Genomic DNA, 17,475 nt, shown 5'->3' with positions numbered 1-17,475 from the left:
CCCCAAGTTAGAGGAGCTAGGGCAATTAAGAAAGGTTCATAACCCCCGACCGCCCCAAGCCAGAGGAGCTAAGGGCAGTTATGAACGTTTCAAAACCCCCGAAAGACACAAGTATGCTGCTCCTAAAGACAGTTAAAGAATTGCTGCGAGTTTACAGAATGACAACAAATATTCCGCTTACCCAAGTGTTTGTCTTCAAATTGAAACACTACTGACATCATTTTAAAAAATTCCTTTGTTAGAATCGATATAATTGGGACTTAAAATCCATACATACGTCGAATAGTATATGGAATAAAGATGACTCTTTTCCATATGAATGACATAGAGTGTTTGCAATTGGAGGGAAAGAAAATGACGTTAGAAGATCAGCTAAAACAAAAGACGTATTATAAAATGTTCATCAATGAGCATGAAGACAGTCATCCGATTCGTATTCTTGGCGAAGCATTTCAGGAAGAGGCAGCAAAGGATCTCCCAAACCTATCATCCATACGCTTTGCCCAAGGGGAAGTGTATTTTCATCATAAAGACTATGAAACTGCGATTTTTAAATGGGAAAACATCACCGACGAACTTGAGCCATGGGCAAAGAAAAATACAGGCGATGCCTATTATGAATTAGGTTTGCTGTCTACGGCAGAGGATATTTACACTGCCATTTCAACGGATAACGACACATTAAATACCGAAGTCGCATTACAATTGTTTTCTCTGTATATTGAACGCGGCAAGAACGACGCAGCGGTTGCAACAATTAAAAAGACAATTGCGGCAAATCCGGAATATCCGAACGTTACCGAAATTGCAAGGGCATTTTTCGAAGGACAACAGGACTGGAATAATGCGGTTGAATTGGCTGTATCCGAGGCCATGCGTTCGGAGGATTTAAACTGGATTAACGTATTAAACACCTATGTAGATAACGGTGTTACAAAAGGCCACGCGCCGAGTTATTTTACCCCTGCCTTAATTCGCTTGTTTTATCTCGATAAGAAAAAGTTTGAACAACTCGTATCTTCACTATGGAAAAGCTACGAACACGAAGAGTCATATTTTACTTGGGTCAGAGAAATCAACCAGCTGTTATTACAACTTGATTTAGAAAGAGAAGATGATTGGCAAGAGCTATCAAATCTTCATAAAAGTGCTTATTTCAATTTGATTGAAGGCAGATATTTTATAAAAATGCTTCAAGAATTTATCCCGGATATGTTGACCAATTGGCTCCGTTTAGCGGATAAAAGAAATGTTGTGTTATCATCTGCCGCTGTACTTTCGTGGAACGAATTGTTCCCTGCTACAATGAGTGGATCCATTGTTTCCGAGGCGGAAAAGCTGATTAGTATAACAGAGACCGACATTGATGAGCTCGAGGAAAGCCTAGCCTTATTTGATGCCATTATCGATTGGGCAGCGGACCATGATATGGGTGAAAATAACCGGTTTAGATGGCTTGTCGATCAATTAGTCGATTTTGACAGACAGCACTTGCTTATTACAGGGTTAACAGGAAGTGGTAAATCCACTTTTATCAATACCGTTCTTGGAGAAGATCTTCAAGACAGTCCCACTTCTTCTATCGTCATGTTTAAAAATGGGGAAGAAGAGGAAATAACGGAAATAACGGATCGAGATATTTCTAGATTAGATGGCTTTACAGACTTTCAGGAGCGGATGGACCGCCGTCGTAATGCCTTAGAATCGATCATTGAATTTACAAGTCCAAACGGATTCTTAGCGGACAACAAAGTGGCTTTTATAGATACCCCGGGTTTAAAGGGAAACCACAATGACCGGTATGAAGTATTGAAAAACCTACAAGTCGCCGATACTGTCTTGTTTGTCATTGATGGCAACGCTCCATTTAAAGACAAAGAAAGAGGAATATTGGTGCAGATTCAAGAATTAGCACCCGATATTCCGGTTCATTTTCTGCTAAGCAAAATGGATACGATTGTGGGTGAGCAGGAAGCGGTTAGAATCTATCAAGAAACCAAGTCCTTGATTCATTCCATATTGCCGGATGCAAATGTGTTTGCCTTTTCATCGCAATATGAGAGAGGTCAGCAGTTAAAGGATATAAAAGAGTTTATTCAGTCGATAAAAACTACTAGAAACCTAGAGGATAGACGACTAGCTAAGCTGTTGTATTTTATCCGAACCATTATTGCAAGCCTATTGCAAAAACGGATTGATGTGGAAGATCAGCTAGTAGAATCAATCCGATGGAATGAAGAAATGCACACGAAGTTAAATGGAGCTGTAAATCAGCTAAAGGATACGGAAGTACAAAAAACAAGAGCGATTACGAAATCCTACCGCACAATCAAGGAAACGATTCAACAGGATATCGCCAAGACAGTTCCCGCGATGTTAAAAGAATGCTCTGCCCTTATTAAAGAGGACAGCAACTTTAGTAATATTCACCTGGAATTGAACGATGAAATGAATCGCAGATTACAAGAATACTTGGAAGAAACGGTTATGCCTAAATTCTATCGTTCCTTACAGGACTGGATAGCCTATAGTAAAGAGGAGTTTGACCAGGCGCAGGAATTTTTAAATGAGTTGGGAGATGGCTTTAACCAGATGTACGGGGAGGAGCATCTCGCACTTGTATGTGATTTCAAGGTGCTAGATGATTGGCTCCGCGATACGGACCGTATGACAACCCGGTTCCAGCTTGAAAATATCAATATCCTTCTCCGTCGGACGCCGTCGCAATTTTTACTGAAGAGTGCCGGGAAATTATTCGGGGCTATTTCGCAAAATAAAGCAATGCTTTATAACAAGTACAAAGCATTCGTGGAAAATGAGGACTACGCTGAAACGATTGACGAAGTTAGTAAGCAATTTTTCCAGCCATTTGAGCTGTTTGAAAAATCACTAGAGCGCGATGTAACTTTATTTTTCAAGAGTTCGTTAAGGAATTTAACGGCAGCTGTAGAAGAGGCTAAGTCAGGGATTGAGTCAAACCAGGATCTTCTTGACAAAATGAATACCAATCCGGAAATGTTCCGTGATCCGTTAACACTTTTCGGGGTAAGACTCCGACAATTCGAATGGATGACTGTGGCCGGAAAAGGAATGCAAACGATATATTAATAGTTAAAAGGAGAGTACCCAGGTGGTACTCTTTTTTATGTCATTGATCAGGTTATACGTTTAGTGTCATTCCTCTTTTACTTGCTCGTTGGAGCTTTGTGATCGCTTATTTTTCGCTCCGCAATATTGAGAGGGTAGATATTTAGAAATGAAAAAACATTCCGGTGGTACTGTACCGGAATGTATTTGATGATATTTCCCTAATATCCTTTTAGAAAATTTACAAGATTAATGGTAGGTGTCTTCCCAGATAGATAGGTCTTTAAATTGGGAATAAGGATGTTTTCAACGACTCGTTTGTTATAGTGCTCGGTTGCCCCGGAGGTGTGCGGGGTAATAATGACATTGTCCATTTCCCATAATGGACTGTCCGTACTTAGCGGTTCTGTTTCAAAAACATCTAGACCGGCCCCAGCAATCGTGCCTTCTTGTAAAGCCGTAATCAGTTCCTCTTCCATCACGATTTCACCACGGCCAATATTGATAAAAAAGGCAGAGGGTTTCATTTGATTAAATTGCTGTGCTCCAAATAAGTGATGGGTTTCTGGCGTATGTGGCAGAGTGACGACCACATAATCACATTTTGGCAGTACCTGATCTAACTGATTTGGTGTATACATTTCATCAACAAAGTCCGATGGTTTTCCAGAGTGCCTGACACCAAGCACAGTCATACCAAATGCTTTGGCTATTTTAGCCGTTTCTCTTCCAATTTCACCGACACCTATTACCCCAATCGTTTTTTCATGGATCTCGAGGCTTATGTGGGCATGGTCCCATGTTTTCGATTGCTGATTTTTTACATAGGTATGAATTTTTCTTGTTAATCCAAGCATTAAGGCAAAAATAGTTTCGGAAATTGGATAAGCATGTACACCATTGGCGCTTGTGACTTTGATATTTTTTGCTTGCAATCTATCAAGGGGCAAAGAATCGACGCCGGCACTCCAGGTTTGCAGCCATTGCAGGTTTGCTTCAGGGGCAAGACAGTAATCGGCTAGTTCTTTTCTCCAGCCGGCAATGATTTCTGCATCCTTCGCATGTTCCTTCCAAACTTCCGGTTCTTTGCCGACGATTACATCCCATTCAGGAACGATGTTTTTTACTTTTTCTATGTATTCCTGCTTTAAGTTTTGTGCAATGACTATTTTCCGGTTGCTCATTTAATTCCCACCTTTATGTTAATATAGGATAATCATATCGCATATTAACAGAAATATTAATCTTTTTATCATTGATTGGCATTGTACATTTTGGGAAGCTGTTGTTCATTTTCTATGAATTTTAAGGGGGACTTTTTGTTTATAAGGCAGGAAATTCTTGTGGTTACAGCTAATTTGTTTGTATGAACCACTCTAAAAAAAATGTACCCAACTACATTTCCATCTACTACATGCATAAACCTCATCTAGCATAAAACTTGCAAACTATGAATATGAAAATAAATAGAAGGGAGGATCAATCTATGCAAATACAATCATGCAAGGCCATTGTAACAGGAGGAGCTTCCGGTCTTGGTGAGGCGACTGTCCGCCATATCATTGGAAGAGGGGGAAAAGCCGTAATTCTCGATCAATCAGAAGATAATGGGGTGCGCCTTCAGAATGAATTAGGAGAAGCGGCTTTATTTTTAAGAGCGGATGTGACCGAGGAAGAGAGTATCCAAGAGGCAATTAATAAAGCTTCTGATTTCCTGGGTGAAATCAACGTGGTGGTGAACTGTGCGGGAATTGGGATTGCGGACAAGGTACTAGGCAGAAAGGGAGTACATAATCTTGAACTCTTTTCCAAGGTCATCCAAGTAAACCTAATTGGAACTTTTAATGTGATCCGCCTGGCAGCCGAGAAAATGGCTGGCAATAATGTGAATGAACAAAACGAACGCGGTGTTATTATCAACACAGCTTCTGTGGCTGCCTTTGACGGTCAAATCGGCCAAGCTGCCTATAGTGCCTCTAAAGGCGGGATTGTCGGTATGACCTTGCCGATTGCCAGAGAGTTAGCCCGTTACGGGATTCGCGTAATGACAATTGCGCCGGGATTGTTCCACACGCCGATGTTTGATACTCTGCCTGAAGAAGCTAGGATATCACTTGGAAAAATGGTGCCCTTTCCTCCGCGGCTAGGTTATCCAAGCGAATACGCACAGCTTGTCCAGAGTATAATCGAAAACCCTATGCTTAATGGTGAAACCATCAGGCTCGATGGAGCAATCAGGATGCAGCCTAAGTAAAATGATCCGAAGGGACGAAGAACTGTCATCCTTTTTGTTATGAATCCTTTCATTCGTATCATAATAGAGGTAAGTCGTTTACAAGAAAAAGGAGAAGAACTGATGATAAAACAGTTATGGATTAACCTGCCGGTAAAGAACATAAATCAATCAAAGGAGTTTTATAGTAAACTTGGATTTTCCGTACATACTCGAGCTGACCAAACCGACCAAGCGCAACTAGTGGTTGGCAATACGGATACCTCGATTATGCTTTTTCCAGAATCAACTTTCAAACACTTTATAAGGCATGAAATTGCTGATACGAAGCTGGCTTCTGAAGTATTGCTTTCGTTTGATGCGGAGAGTCGGGAAGAAGTAGATAAAATAGCAGAATTAGCGGTAAATGCAGGCGGTACCTTATATGGCGAACCTTCTGAGATACAAGGCTGGATGTATGGATGTGGCTTTACTGATCTCGATGGTCATCGGTGGAATGTCCTGTATATGGATATAGCTAGAATGCCGAAAAATTAACCTTAAAAGATTGGAGGGATTCCCCATTAGGAGAATCCCTTACTTAAAAAAATCATCCTCCAAAGAACAAATCCATAATGTTGGAAGCGGTCGATGTTTTTTTATTATAAAACTCGGAATATCCGCAGTTCTTACAAAAAACAACGGTAAATGTGTTGTGTTGAAGATCAAACATTTTGGATAGACCTGTTCCTGTCATTGCTACATCTTTTGTGCCAGTATCCCTGCTTCCACATTTAATACATCCTTTTTCACTCATCGCAATCAACTCCTAATATAGATATCTCAAAATGTTTACGATTGACTTAAGAAANNAATAAAATTAAATGAAGTGATGCTCCGATTTTAGGATGTCGTTTGGAAACATTTTTCCAATTAGTGCAGAATTCTTGTTGTTTTCGTAGAATTACCCCTTATTTTGGTAGAAAAAATTTTAGATTTGTAGAATTACCCTAGTATTTTGTAGAATCCATTCAAAATCATCATAAGCTAAAAATCACATCCACTAAGTAAGCGTTTACAATTACAAAAAGGGAGGCTACAAGAATGAAACATCCATACTTAAATGAAGATCATCAAATTTTTCGTCAATCATTAAGAAAGTTTTTAGAAAAAGAAGCATATCCCTTCTATGAACAGTGGGAAGAAACCCGTATGATTCCTCGGACATTTTGGAAAAAGATGGGGGGACAAGGCTTTCTCTGTCCAGATATTGATGAAAAGTATGGGGGCAGCGAGGTTGACTGGGGATTTGCTGTGGTTATCAATGAGGAGCTTGAACGAGTAGGATCCGGATTAGTTGGCATCGGGCTCCATAATGATATTGTTGTCCCATATATCACCTCTTACGGAACCTATGAACAAAAACAGCGCTGGCTGCCGAAGTGCGTAACAGGCGATATTATTACAGCAATCGCTATGACCGAACCCGGAACCGGCTCAGACTTAGCCAATATAAAAACAACAGCCAAACTGGACGGTGACCACTATATCGTCAATGGTCAAAAGACCTTCATTACGAACGGTATTCAAGCTGATTTGATTCTTGTTGCGGTCAAAACCGATCCCCAAGCGGTTCCAAAACATAAAGGCGTGAGTCTCCTTGTGATTGAGCGGGATACACCAGGATTTACTAGAGGGCGAAAACTGAATAAAGTGGGGCTGCACTCTCAAGATACCGCTGAATTAATTTTTGAAGACTGCAGAGTTCCGAAGAATAACCTGCTGGGAGAGGCAGGCAAAGGCTTTCTCTATTTAATGGAAAAACTCCAGCAAGAACGCCTTCTCGTCGCGATAGGGGCGCAAACAGCATCGGAAGTGATGATTAAGACGACGATTGACTATGTAAAAAGCAGGGAAGCTTTTGGAAAGTCTATAAGCCAGTTTCAAAATACTCAGTTTAAGATTGTTGAAATGGCAACAGAAATTGAAATGGGCAGAGCCTTTTTAGACCAGTTAATCGCAGAGCACATTGAAGGGAAGAACGTGGTAACGAAGGTTTCGATGGCCAAATGGAAATTGACGGATATAGCTAAACGGGTTGCTTCGGAATGCATGCAGCTTCACGGCGGATATGGCTATATGGAAGAATACGAGATTGCGAGAAGATTCCGCGATATTCAGGTTTCAAGTATTTACGCAGGTACAAACGAAATTATGAAAACGATTATTGCTAAAAATCTAGGATTATAGGGGGAAGTTTTCATGCGAGAAGTTGTTATTGTGGAAGGCGTTCGTACACCTGTAGGAAGAAAGAATGGGGTGTTAAAGGATATCAGGCCGGATGACCTGGCAGGGTTAGCCCTAAAGGAGCTTGTTAACAGGGCCGGCATTGATCCAGCAATCATCGACGATGTAATTTTAGGCTGTGTGACACAATCAGGGGAGCAGGCTGGCGATATTGCTCGAGTAGCCGCATTAATTGCCGGATTTCCGATAGAGGTACCGGGAACAACGATCGACCGCCAATGCGGCTCCAGCCAGCAAGCCGTTCACTTTGCCGCACAGGCAATCCTTGCCGGAGATATGGATGTGGTCATCGCTGGCGGTGTTGAAAGCATGTCCCGTGTGCCAATGGGGTCCAATTACAAAGGGGCGGAAGAACCATTTAGCCCGACGCTACGGACAAAGTATGAAATGATTCACCAAGGGTTATCGGCCGAACGGATTGCTGAAAAATATGGATTTACCCGCACTGAACTTGATCAATTCGCACTGGAGAGCCACCAGAAGGCCCTAAAGGCGCAGGAAGAAGGTCATTTTGCAAGAGAGATTATTCCAATTGAAGTGGCCCTCCCTGACGGAACAACCGCTGTCATTAAAGATGATTCCGGACCTAGAAAAGGAACTACTCTTGAAGCATTGGCCGGGCTCCGTCCTTCGTTTAAAGAGGATGGAGTTATTCATGCCGGGAATGCCAGCCAAATTAGTGATGGAGCAGCTGCCTTATTACTGATGTCACGGGAAAAAGCAGAAGAACTCGGTTTGAAACCGCGTTTTCGAGTCCACACACGTGTGGTTGTGGGGTCAGACCCTACCTTAATGCTGACAGGACCGATCCCGGCGACACATAAGGCGCTTGAAAAGTCAGGTCTTTCGATTGATGATATTGATGTATTTGAGGTCAATGAAGCCTTTGCTCCAGTGACACTGGCTTGGTTGAAGGAGACCGGTGCCGATCCTAGGAAGCTGAATCCGAACGGAGGCGCGATTGCTCTAGGACATCCGCTAGGCGGCAGTGGTGCGCGTTTAATGGTTACGATGATGCATGAGCTGGAGCGGACAGGTGGACGATATGGTTTGCAAACGATGTGTGAAGGGCATGGAATGGCAAATGCGACCATCATTGAACGGTTACAACACTCTTGAAAAAAGGTTCTCCGAAATATTGAATCATCGCCGATAAACTAAACCTCATCCTAATCTGGAGGATGAAACGAGGGCAGTCAGACTGCCCTCAGGGTCTAAATAATGGGAGGCGGTCTAATGAGTACAACGATTGGCAAAGTCTTTGATTTAACGGTGAAAAAGTTCCCAAATAAGCCGGCCATTTATGATGTTAGGAAAAACATCCGTTACACCTATCAAGAATGGAGCGAACAAGTAAACCGGCTAGCCAATGCCCTTTTAAAAGAAGGGGTGAAAAAAGGAGACCGTGTATCAACCTTCATGTTTAATACGGAAGAATTAGGCACGGCTTTGTTTGCCTGCGCCAAAATTGGGGCGGTATTTAATCCAATTAATTTCCGTTTAACTCCGGAAGAGGTTGCCTTTATTCTCTCAGATGCCACGCCAAAGGTCGTTCTTTTTGAAAAAGCATTAGAGCCTGTCATAGAGGCCATTGCCGGCCGATTTGATCAAACTGCCTTTTGGTTCATTGATGAAGGTACACCGGACTATGCTGCATCCTATCACAAAAAACTGGCAGAAACCCCTATAGAAGAAATAAAAATAGAAGTAGTTGAAACCGACATCTATGCGTTTATTTATACTAGCGGAACAACGGGAAGGCCGAAAGGGGTTATGCATACACACCGTAATATGGTGGACCAAAGTGTATTGTGCATCGCCGCCGAAAAACTTGAAGTAAACGATGTCGGTCTTGTTACCGCACCGATGTTCCATTGTGCGGAATTACACTGTGCATTTATCCCAAGGGTACATGTCGGGGCGAGTAATGTCATTTTGCACCAGTTTAATCCTAAAGTCATCCTGAAATTAGTTGAACAAGAAAAAATATCGAAACTATTTGCTGCTCCAACAATGTGGAATATGCTCCTACAAGAGGATCTATTTCAATATGATCTCTCTAGTCTGAAGCTTGGTCTTTACGGTGCCGCTCCTATGGCTCCATCCCTTGTTCATGCACTTCATGACCGCTTAGGTATTTCCCTGATCCAGGCTTATGGGATGACGGAAATGGGACCTGCCATTACCTTTTTGTCAGAGGTTGATCAGCTTCGGAAAGCAGGATCTGCCGGACAAGCCGCTCTCAGTCATGATATTCGAATCGTTCGTCCGAGGGAGGATGGTCCTTCAGATCCGGATGATATCGTTCCTGCAGGTGAAACAGGTGAGATTATTGTACAGGGACCATGTATGATGCTTGGTTATTTCAATCGCGAAGATGCGACCGAAAAGGCTATGTATAAAGGTTGGTACCACTCCGGGGATATCGGCCGCATGGATGAAGAAGGATATTTATATGTCAATGACCGTGTCGATGATATGATTATTAGCGGCGGAGAAAATATTTACCCAAGGGAAGTTGAGGATGTGCTGCATGCTCATCCAGGAGTACTTGACGTGGCAGTTGTGGGCCAGCCGGATGACCGCTGGGGAGAAACAGTTACCGCATTTATTGTAAAAAAGAACCCGGCTGTTATGGAGCAAGAGCTGGATGAGTATTGTAAAAACAGCGATCAGCTGGCCAATTATAAACGCCCGCGTAAATATGTTTTCTGTGAGTCACTCCCGCGGAATGCGAGCGGAAAAATTCAAAAATTTGTTTTGCGAAAACAATTGGAGGAGCTTCTTTCCCCAGATTCCAGTAAATAGAAAGGGTTTTGTCTATGTTAAAAGGAATAAAGGTGATTGATTTTACCAACTATCTTCCAGGGCCATTTGCCACACTCAGACTAGCGGAATTGGGGGCAGAAATTATCAAAGTAGAGTCACCAGAAGGAGATCCAGCCCGAATTACAGGCGTATTAAAGGATAATACTGGCCTTGTCTTTCTAGCGAATAACAGACAAAAGAAGAGTATAGCACTAAATCTGAAGGAAAAAGCTGGCTTGGAGACGGCGCTAAGATTGATTGCCCATGCCGATGTAGTGATTGAAAGTTTTAGGCCAGGGGTGATGGAAAAATTAGGTTTGGGATATGAGGCAGTTCATCAGGTGAAGCCTGATATTATTTATTGTTCTATTTCTGGTTATGGTCAAACAGGACCATTAAGTAAATTAGGCAACCATGACATAAACTATATGGCCTTAAGCGGGGTCCTTGCCCAGCTTAAAGATCAACAAGGAAGACCCATCCATCCCTCGATCACTCTTGCCGATTATTTGGGCGGGTTTGCCGCCAATGAGCGCATTTTAGCAGGGCTTGTTTCAAGACTGTTAACAGGGAAGGGAAGCTATCATTCTATTTCCATTACCGATCAACTAGTTTCATTACTTGGAAATCATGTTTTGATAGAAAAAGAAACGGGTGAAGGGACAGGTATCAACGTTTTGAACGGCAGCCTTATTTCGTATGCCCTTTACGAAACAAAGGATCATCGTTACATGAGTTTAGGAGCCTTAGAACCAAAATTTTGGAAGAATTTTTGTCATGCCCACGGACGTGAGGAATGGATAGGGGCCCATTTTTCCAGAACAGAAGCTTCTAACCCTGTCTACCAGGAGCTGACCAACCTTTTTAAAACTAAAACCTTCTATGAATGGATCGAGTTTGCCCTGGCAGTAGATTGTTGTATGGCACCTGTCCTTGAGGTGGGGGAACTGGCCGAGAATCCCTATTTTAAAGAAAAAGAACTCGTTTTTGCATCACCTTGGGGAGATTACCAGGTCAAAATGCACAGCGACTTAGAGCTTTCAGAATTGGCTCCTCCTCCTAAACAAGGGGAGCATGAAGCAGAGATCTTAAAGGATATTTTCATATAGACTGGTAAGGGCTGTCGGTTATACCGACAGTCTTTATTTTTGTTTAGTAGTAAAACATCCATTTGCATGGAAGTGGAGATAAGCAGAATTTACTTTTATAAATAAGAAATTACCACTTAGTTTTTTTAATTAATAGAACAGTATTCGCAACTGAAGCAGTATAATAGAGACAGTCCCTAAAATTGAAAGGAGATACCATTTTGTTCGAACAAGCACTTTCCCTACTAAAAACTCACTTTGGTTACAGTTCCTTCCGAAACGGGCAGGAGCAGGCCATCCGGTCGGTTTTATCAGGCCAGAATACCATATGTGTCATGCCGACAGGCGGCGGTAAATCCATTTGTTATCAAATTCCAGCCCTCGTCCTTTCAGGGACCACAATCGTTATTTCCCCATTGATTTCCTTAATGAAGGATCAAGTCGATACCCTCATCCAAGCAGGAATCCCAGCCACATTTATTAATAGCTCGTTAAGTTTTTCAGAAGCAAGCAGGAGAATAAACGAAGCAAAAGCTGGGAAATACAAGCTATTATACATAGCACCCGAAAGATTAGAGTCCTATGATTTTATCGAGGACTTAAAACAGATGGATATACCTTTAGTAGCCGTGGATGAAGCCCACTGTATCTCCCAATGGGGACACGACTTCCGCCCAAGCTACCGCCATATCCAGCAGATGGTTAATAACCTTCCGCAAGAACCGGTTGTACTTGCCCTTACAGCAACCGCAACACCAAGGGTTCGGGAAGATATTTGTTATTCTCTTGAAATTGATCAAGCGAATACGATCATCACCGGATTTGAACGGGTAAACTTATCTTTTTCTGTTATCAAGGGCCAGGATCGTCTTAAGTTTCTCTTTGATTATTTAAAAAAGAATCAACAAGAAGCTGGTATTATTTATGCGGCTACACGGAAAAATGTCGATCAGCTTTATGAGAAACTTTGCAAGGAAAAGATTAATGCTGCCCGCTATCATGCCGGGATGGGGGATGCAGACCGGGCGCGGGAACAGGAACGCTTTTTAGAGGATAAAGCATCTGTTATGGTTGCAACCTCCGCATTTGGCATGGGGATCGATAAATCCAATATCCGTTATGTTGTTCATTTTCAGATGCCCAAAAATATGGAGAGCTATTATCAGGAAGCGGGACGTGCTGGCCGGGATGGGTTAGATAGTGAATGTATATTGCTTTATTCTCCGCAGGATGTCCAGGTTCAGCGTTTTCTTATCGATCAATCAAGTGATCGCAGCAGAATGACGCAGGAGTTAGAAAAGCTTCAGCAAATGGCGGATTACTGTCATACTGAGAACTGCCTTCAAGAATTTATTTTAAAATATTTTGGTGAGATCGAAACGGAAAGCTGCGGGAGATGTGGAAATTGCTTAGATTCAAGAAGCAAGGTGGATGTAACCAAAGAGGCACAAATGGTGATGTCTTGTGTGATTCGAATGGGGCAGCGCTTCGGGAAAAATCTAACTGCCCAAGTATTAACAGGATCAAAAAACAAAAAAGTCACAGAAATGGGCTTTGATAAGCTGACCACTTATGGAATCATGAACAACCAGGGGGCAAAAGAAGTAGGCGAATTTATTGAATTCCTAATCTCACAAGAACTAATCGCAATTGAACAGGGACAATTTCCAACGATCTTTGTTGCCCCGAAAGGTAAGGAAGTCCTTCTAGGAAAGCAGCAGGTATACCGAAGAGAAGCGGTACAGGTTAAACAAGTGTCGAAAAATGATCCATTATTCGAAAGCTTGAGAGAGGTACGTAAACAAATTGCCGACTCGGAAAATGTTCCGCCATTTGTGATTTTCTCAGATGCTGCACTTAAAGATATGTGTGCCAAACAGCCGAAAACGAATGAGGAATTTTTACAGGTAAGCGGAGTTGGAGAGCACAAGCTGCAAAAATATGGCCTGGAGTTTATTCAAGCGATTCGTGTGTTTCTTGAGGAGAATCCAGAATATCAAAGTGAAGAAGTACCCGCATCCAATGCACCGAAAAAAACGGCCAAAAAGGCCGTTCGTGACTCACATTTAGAAACGTATACTTTATATAAAGAGAATCTCTCTCTCATGGAAATCGCTGAAAAGCGGGACTTATCTCTCAAAACAGTTGAGGAACATATCATCCAATGCGCACAGCAGGGGATGGAGGTTAACTTTACCGCTCTCATTCCAGCGGAGTATCTGCCATTACTAGAGCAGGCTGTAGCAGAAGCAGGAAGAAGCCGCTTAAAACCGCTTAAGGAACTACTGCCTGAAGAAGTCAGCTACTTTATGATCAAAGCCTATCTTTATTTTTTAAGTAAATAATCGATAATAAAGGAAAGCCATTAAAGTTGGGGCAAGTTTAAGGATATGAGTAGTTTATAACTTCTGAACAGCAGTGATAGGAGTGCTGTTCAGAAGTTATTAGTGGTTTATAACCGCTGAGAAGCAGGAGCTGAAGGTGCTACGACAGATAAGAGAGGTTCATAACCGCTGAGAAGCAGAAGCTGAAGGTGCTACGGCTGATAAGAGAGGTTCAAAACCGCTGAAGTGCAAGAAATGGAAATACTACTGAGGTTAAGAGCAACAATTCATAACCCCTGAACAGCCATGATATAAGAACTTCGACAGTTAGAATCGTTTTTATAGCTTTAGAGCAACCAAAAATGGAGGAATCCTTGGAGTAATGGAGAAACCTCGCCATCTCTTGCGGCGAGGTTTTCATCTTTTAATATTGTCGAAAAGCCGATGTTCTTGCTGATATTTCCTAGGAAATTTGTCGATATTAGAGAGATTACTTAATGCCCCTGCTCTTTATCATACTCAGCTAAAAATGGCTTATTGGCATAGTAGTACATCATCGCCATAAACACAGCACCACCAATTAAGTTACCTATCGTGACCGGAACTAAATTATGTACAACCCCTGCCCAGGAAATCGTGCCTGGATGATTTAATACCAAAGCGATAGCAAAGGTACACATATTAGCAATACTATGCTCGTAACCAGAAATAAAGAAACAGAATACAAACAACATCATCGCAAACATTTTTGGACCATCACCTTTTAACCCCATTGGAAGGAAGAAGGCCATACAAACTAGCCAGTTACAAAGAATCGCTCTGAAAAATAATTGAGATGTCGGAACTTGCATTTTCACTTCCACGACATGAAGTAAAAAGCTATTCACAGATGAATCAGCAAAAAGTCCGGTAGTAAAAATAATAAAGGCAAACACGGCAGCTCCCATGATATTACCAAGGTAACTGCAAATCCATAGTTTAATAACATCCACCCACGCCATTTTCTTACGGAGTGCTGCATAGGTGTAATAAAATGTATTACCGGTAAATAAGTCGCCGCCTCCATAGGCTATTAAAATAATAGCTGCTCCAAAGGTCAGTGCTGCCATAGGATAGGCAAAAGGCGAATCTTTTAAATAAAAAAAGTTTCCAGTCTTAAAGGCAACAATGACGCCAAAGCCGATAAACATACTCGCAAGCATAGCCCGTAATAGATAGCGAAGGATGCTTTGGCGGAATATTTTAATTTTTTTTAAAGCGAGTTTTTCCGCTTCACTTAAAGGCTGGATTTCCATGAAGATTACCACCAATCTACCGTTTAATATTATTTGTATATTGTAAACTAAAAGAGTCAGGATATGTATATTTTTGGAGAATGTTCCTTGAATAGACACATATCTTGCAACATAAAATTGGTTAATACTTAAAACAACCCATTATTCTAGAAATCAGCTATAATAAAAAGGTTTTGAAGACTGATTTTTAAGGAGTTCAAATGTTGACTAGAAAACAAATTACCCCAAAATATGATCCATGGGAAGCTTACTTAGATATTGAGGAGTATGGTAAGCCTCTGCTATCGAATATTGAATTCACCACGACAACCCTATGTAACATGCGCTGCGAACACTGTGCAGTTGGCTATACCTTACAATCAAAAGACCCGGAGGCACTGCCACTTGAACTGTTATTAAAAAGCTTGGATGAAATTCCGTCATTGCGTTCATTAAGTATTACTGGCGGGGAACCGATGCTCTCCTTATCATCGGTAAAAAATTATGTTGAACCAATATTAAAGTATGCTCATGACCGTGGTGTCCGAACCCAAATTAATTCCAACTTAACCCTTGATTTAGGACGTTATGAGCTCATTGTCCCTTATTTAGATGTTTTACATATTTCACATAACTGGGGAACAGTGGATGATTTCGCCCAGGGCGGTTTTGCAAGGATGGAGAGAAAGCCCGATTTCAAACAACGAGAAGCCTATTTTACAAGAATGATAGAAAACAGCCGTGAATTAGTGAAAGCGGGAATCATGGTTTCAGCAGAAACCATGTTAAATAAGCGGACTCTTCCGCACTTAGAGAAAATTCATCGGCAAATTGTGGAAGAAATGTTATGTCAACGACATGAGATCCATCCTATGTATCCAAGTGATTTTGCCAGCAGCCTTGAAACTCTTTCATTAGGGGAGATAAGGGAGGCCATTCATCATTTATTAGATGTTCGGGATGAAAATGTCTGGATGCTGTTTGGGACGCTGCCATTTTATGCGTGCAGCCAGAAAGAAGAGGACCTGGCTCTTTTGAAAAGGCTTTATGAAAGCAAGAATGTCACCGTAAGAAACGATCCGGATGGCCGTTCTCGTTTAAATGTGAATATCTTTACGGGTGACATCATCGTAACCGATTTCGGTGATACACCACCACTTGGAAATATTCAAACAGACGATTTATTATCGGCCTACGACAGTTGGCAAACCTCTAAACTTGCAAAAGAATTAAGTTGTCATTGCCCAGCTGTTTCCTGTCTGGGACCTAATATCCTAGTAAAGAATAGTTATTATCAAGATATGGATTTTGCTGCACAGCAGGCAAAAATAATAAAGAGATAGAAACCATGGTGCTAGGAAAGCTTAAAAAGGAGGAAATGCTCTTTTTTAGCTTTCTATTTTTTTTGCATCTACTGGAGTTGATTTATGGATTTTTTCTACTGGCAGATGGAGTGGTGATTGCCTCTTTGCATTTACTTTGACATAAGTGAAAACGCACTCTATAATATAATCAAAATTGTTCAACAATAATGATAAACGAATTTCAATGATATTTTGTCAATTAAATGATAGTAGGGAAAACTATGCAGAAATAGAAGGAGCACTTTGAGATTAAAATTCATATAGGAAATGGGGCTAGAGGAAAATGAAGGTACTCCAAAGAACACAAATAATAGTTNNNNAATGATAATGGTAGTGTATTTTACGGAATTTTAGAAGATGACGAAATTTTACAATTGTCGAGTAATTTTACTGAAATAGTAAACGATGAACTAAAATTTGATGGTGCAAAAGTTAAATTAAATGATGTAAAAATCTTAGAGCCTGTAACACCATCAAAAGTCATTAATTTTGGATGGACCTATCCAGAACATGCAACAGAGACCGGGGGAAGGCCAAATCTCAAGGAGCCGTTTTTGTTTTTAAAACCTGCGTCGTCTCTGATTCCAAATAAGGGAGAAATCATTCTTCCGTCCAGTCATTTAACCAAGCAGGTGGAAATGGAGGGGGAAGTGGCACTCGTTATCGGAAAACGGGGTAAAAATATAAAGGAAGAAGAGGCTTTGGATTATGTATTTGGCTGTACCATATTCAATGATGTAACGGCAAGAGATCTTACAAAAGTTGATCCCCAGTTTACGCGAGGTAAAGGATTTGATACTTTTGGGCCGTTGGGTCCATGGATTGTTACAGGTATTGATCCAACCAATTTACGAATAGTAACGACTTTAAATGGCAAGGTCGTACAAGATGGTAATACGAATCAGATGTCTTTATCTATTCCTTTCCTTATCAGTTGGGTATCAAAGGTTATGACCCTAGAGCCAGGGGATGTTTTGGCCACTGGTTCACCTTCTGGCAGTTGTCCAATGA

13 protein-coding genes are annotated in these 17,475 nt (G+C 41.5%); 10 read left to right on the top strand and 3 right to left on the bottom strand.

The features are described 5' to 3' along the window. The first annotated feature begins 354 nt into the window (after positions 1-354). Positions 355-3,108 (top strand): dynamin family protein, encoded by a 2,754-nt coding sequence (locus tag V7266_RS25030; RefSeq protein ID WP_335471926.1) that lies wholly within the window; start codon positions 355-357, stop codon positions 3,106-3,108. A gap of 200 nt (positions 3,109-3,308) precedes the next feature. Here V7266_RS25030 and V7266_RS25025 read toward each other — a convergent pair whose 3' ends face one another. Next, entirely contained in the window at positions 3,309-4,271 is a 963-nt protein-coding gene (locus V7266_RS25025) for a D-2-hydroxyacid dehydrogenase (RefSeq protein ID WP_335471925.1), read from the bottom strand. Positions 4,272-4,573: 302 nt separating this feature from the next. Between V7266_RS25025 and V7266_RS25020 the strand changes: the two genes are divergently transcribed. Further along, positions 4,574-5,341: a 3-hydroxyacyl-CoA dehydrogenase gene (locus V7266_RS25020; protein WP_335471923.1), complete on the top strand. Its 768-nt coding sequence runs from the start codon at positions 4,574-4,576 to the stop codon at positions 5,339-5,341. A gap of 102 nt (positions 5,342-5,443) precedes the next feature. Then, positions 5,444-5,857 (top strand): VOC family protein, encoded by a 414-nt coding sequence (locus tag V7266_RS25015; RefSeq protein ID WP_335471921.1) that lies wholly within the window; start codon positions 5,444-5,446, stop codon positions 5,855-5,857. A gap of 52 nt (positions 5,858-5,909) precedes the next feature. Here V7266_RS25015 and V7266_RS25010 read toward each other — a convergent pair whose 3' ends face one another. Beyond that, the gene (locus V7266_RS25010) at positions 5,910-6,116 is read right to left on the bottom strand and encodes a zinc ribbon domain-containing protein (protein WP_335471920.1); all 207 of its coding nucleotides are present in this window, start codon (positions 6,114-6,116) and stop codon (positions 5,910-5,912) included. Between the two features lie 287 nt (positions 6,117-6,403). Here V7266_RS25010 and V7266_RS25005 point away from each other — a divergent pair, with 287 nt between their 5' ends. From V7266_RS25005 to recQ, 5 genes are all read left to right on the top strand, one after another. Then, complete coding sequence (locus V7266_RS25005) at positions 6,404-7,549, top strand: acyl-CoA dehydrogenase family protein (RefSeq protein WP_335471919.1); 1,146 nt, start codon at positions 6,404-6,406, stop codon at positions 7,547-7,549. Positions 7,550-7,561: 12 nt separating this feature from the next. After that, entirely contained in the window at positions 7,562-8,725 is a 1,164-nt protein-coding gene (locus V7266_RS25000; RefSeq protein ID WP_335471918.1) for a thiolase family protein, read from the top strand. A 117-nt stretch (positions 8,726-8,842) separates the two neighbouring features. Then, entirely contained in the window at positions 8,843-10,414 is a 1,572-nt protein-coding gene (locus V7266_RS24995) for a fatty acid--CoA ligase (RefSeq protein ID WP_335471916.1), read from the top strand. 14 nt (positions 10,415-10,428) lie between these two features. Next, positions 10,429-11,523 (top strand): CaiB/BaiF CoA transferase family protein, encoded by a 1,095-nt coding sequence (locus tag V7266_RS24990; RefSeq protein WP_335471914.1) that lies wholly within the window; start codon positions 10,429-10,431, stop codon positions 11,521-11,523. Between the two features lie 200 nt (positions 11,524-11,723). Continuing rightward, positions 11,724-13,847, top strand: a complete 2,124-nt coding sequence (gene recQ / locus V7266_RS24985) for a DNA helicase RecQ (RefSeq protein WP_335471912.1) — start codon at positions 11,724-11,726, stop codon at positions 13,845-13,847. 473 nt (positions 13,848-14,320) lie between these two features. On the opposite strand, the gene V7266_RS24980 is transcribed toward recQ, so the two are convergent. After that, positions 14,321-15,121: a formate/nitrite transporter family protein gene (locus V7266_RS24980; protein ID WP_335471911.1), complete on the bottom strand. Its 801-nt coding sequence runs from the start codon at positions 15,119-15,121 to the stop codon at positions 14,321-14,323. A gap of 200 nt (positions 15,122-15,321) precedes the next feature. On the opposite strand from V7266_RS24980, the gene yfkAB reads away from it, so the two are divergent. Both yfkAB and V7266_RS24970 read left to right on the top strand, forming a co-directional pair. After that, positions 15,322-16,443 carry a radical SAM/CxCxxxxC motif protein YfkAB gene (yfkAB, locus tag V7266_RS24975; RefSeq protein WP_335471909.1) on the top strand — a complete coding sequence of 374 codons (1,122 nt, stop codon included), beginning with the start codon at positions 15,322-15,324 and terminating at the stop codon, positions 16,441-16,443. A gap of 395 nt (positions 16,444-16,838) precedes the next feature. Continuing rightward, on the top strand, positions 16,839-17,475 hold a 637-nt coding region (locus V7266_RS24970), incomplete at its 3' end, for a fumarylacetoacetate hydrolase family protein (protein ID WP_335471907.1).

Origin of the sequence: Neobacillus drentensis, assembly GCF_036965645.1 — a bacterium.
Classification (GTDB): domain Bacteria; phylum Bacillota; class Bacilli; order Bacillales; family Cytobacillaceae; genus Neobacillus; species Neobacillus drentensis_D.
This window is presented reverse-complemented; position numbering and strand designations above follow the sequence as displayed.

Excerpts from the sequence above, each read along its gene's own strand:
- V7266_RS25005 (WP_335471919.1), top strand. The coding sequence starts at position 6,404 with ATGAAACATCCATACTTAAATGAAGATCATCAAATTTTTCGTCAATCA.
- V7266_RS25000 (WP_335471918.1), top strand. The coding sequence starts at position 7,562 with ATGCGAGAAGTTGTTATTGTGGAAGGCGTTCGTACACCTGTAGGAAGA.
- V7266_RS24980 (WP_335471911.1), bottom strand. The coding sequence starts at position 15,121 with ATGGAAATCCAGCCTTTAAGTGAAGCGGAAAAACTCGCTTTAAAAAAA.
- V7266_RS25010 (WP_335471920.1), bottom strand. The coding sequence starts at position 6,116 with ATGAGTGAAAAAGGATGTATTAAATGTGGAAGCAGGGATACTGGCACA.
- yfkAB (WP_335471909.1), top strand. The coding sequence starts at position 15,322 with ATGTTGACTAGAAAACAAATTACCCCAAAATATGATCCATGGGAAGCT.
- V7266_RS24995 (WP_335471916.1), top strand. The coding sequence starts at position 8,843 with ATGAGTACAACGATTGGCAAAGTCTTTGATTTAACGGTGAAAAAGTTC.
- V7266_RS25015 (WP_335471921.1), top strand. The coding sequence starts at position 5,444 with ATGATAAAACAGTTATGGATTAACCTGCCGGTAAAGAACATAAATCAA.
- V7266_RS24990 (WP_335471914.1), top strand. The coding sequence starts at position 10,429 with ATGTTAAAAGGAATAAAGGTGATTGATTTTACCAACTATCTTCCAGGG.
- V7266_RS25025 (WP_335471925.1), bottom strand. The coding sequence starts at position 4,271 with ATGAGCAACCGGAAAATAGTCATTGCACAAAACTTAAAGCAGGAATAC.
- V7266_RS25020 (WP_335471923.1), top strand. The coding sequence starts at position 4,574 with ATGCAAATACAATCATGCAAGGCCATTGTAACAGGAGGAGCTTCCGGT.
- V7266_RS25030 (WP_335471926.1), top strand. The coding sequence starts at position 355 with ATGACGTTAGAAGATCAGCTAAAACAAAAGACGTATTATAAAATGTTC.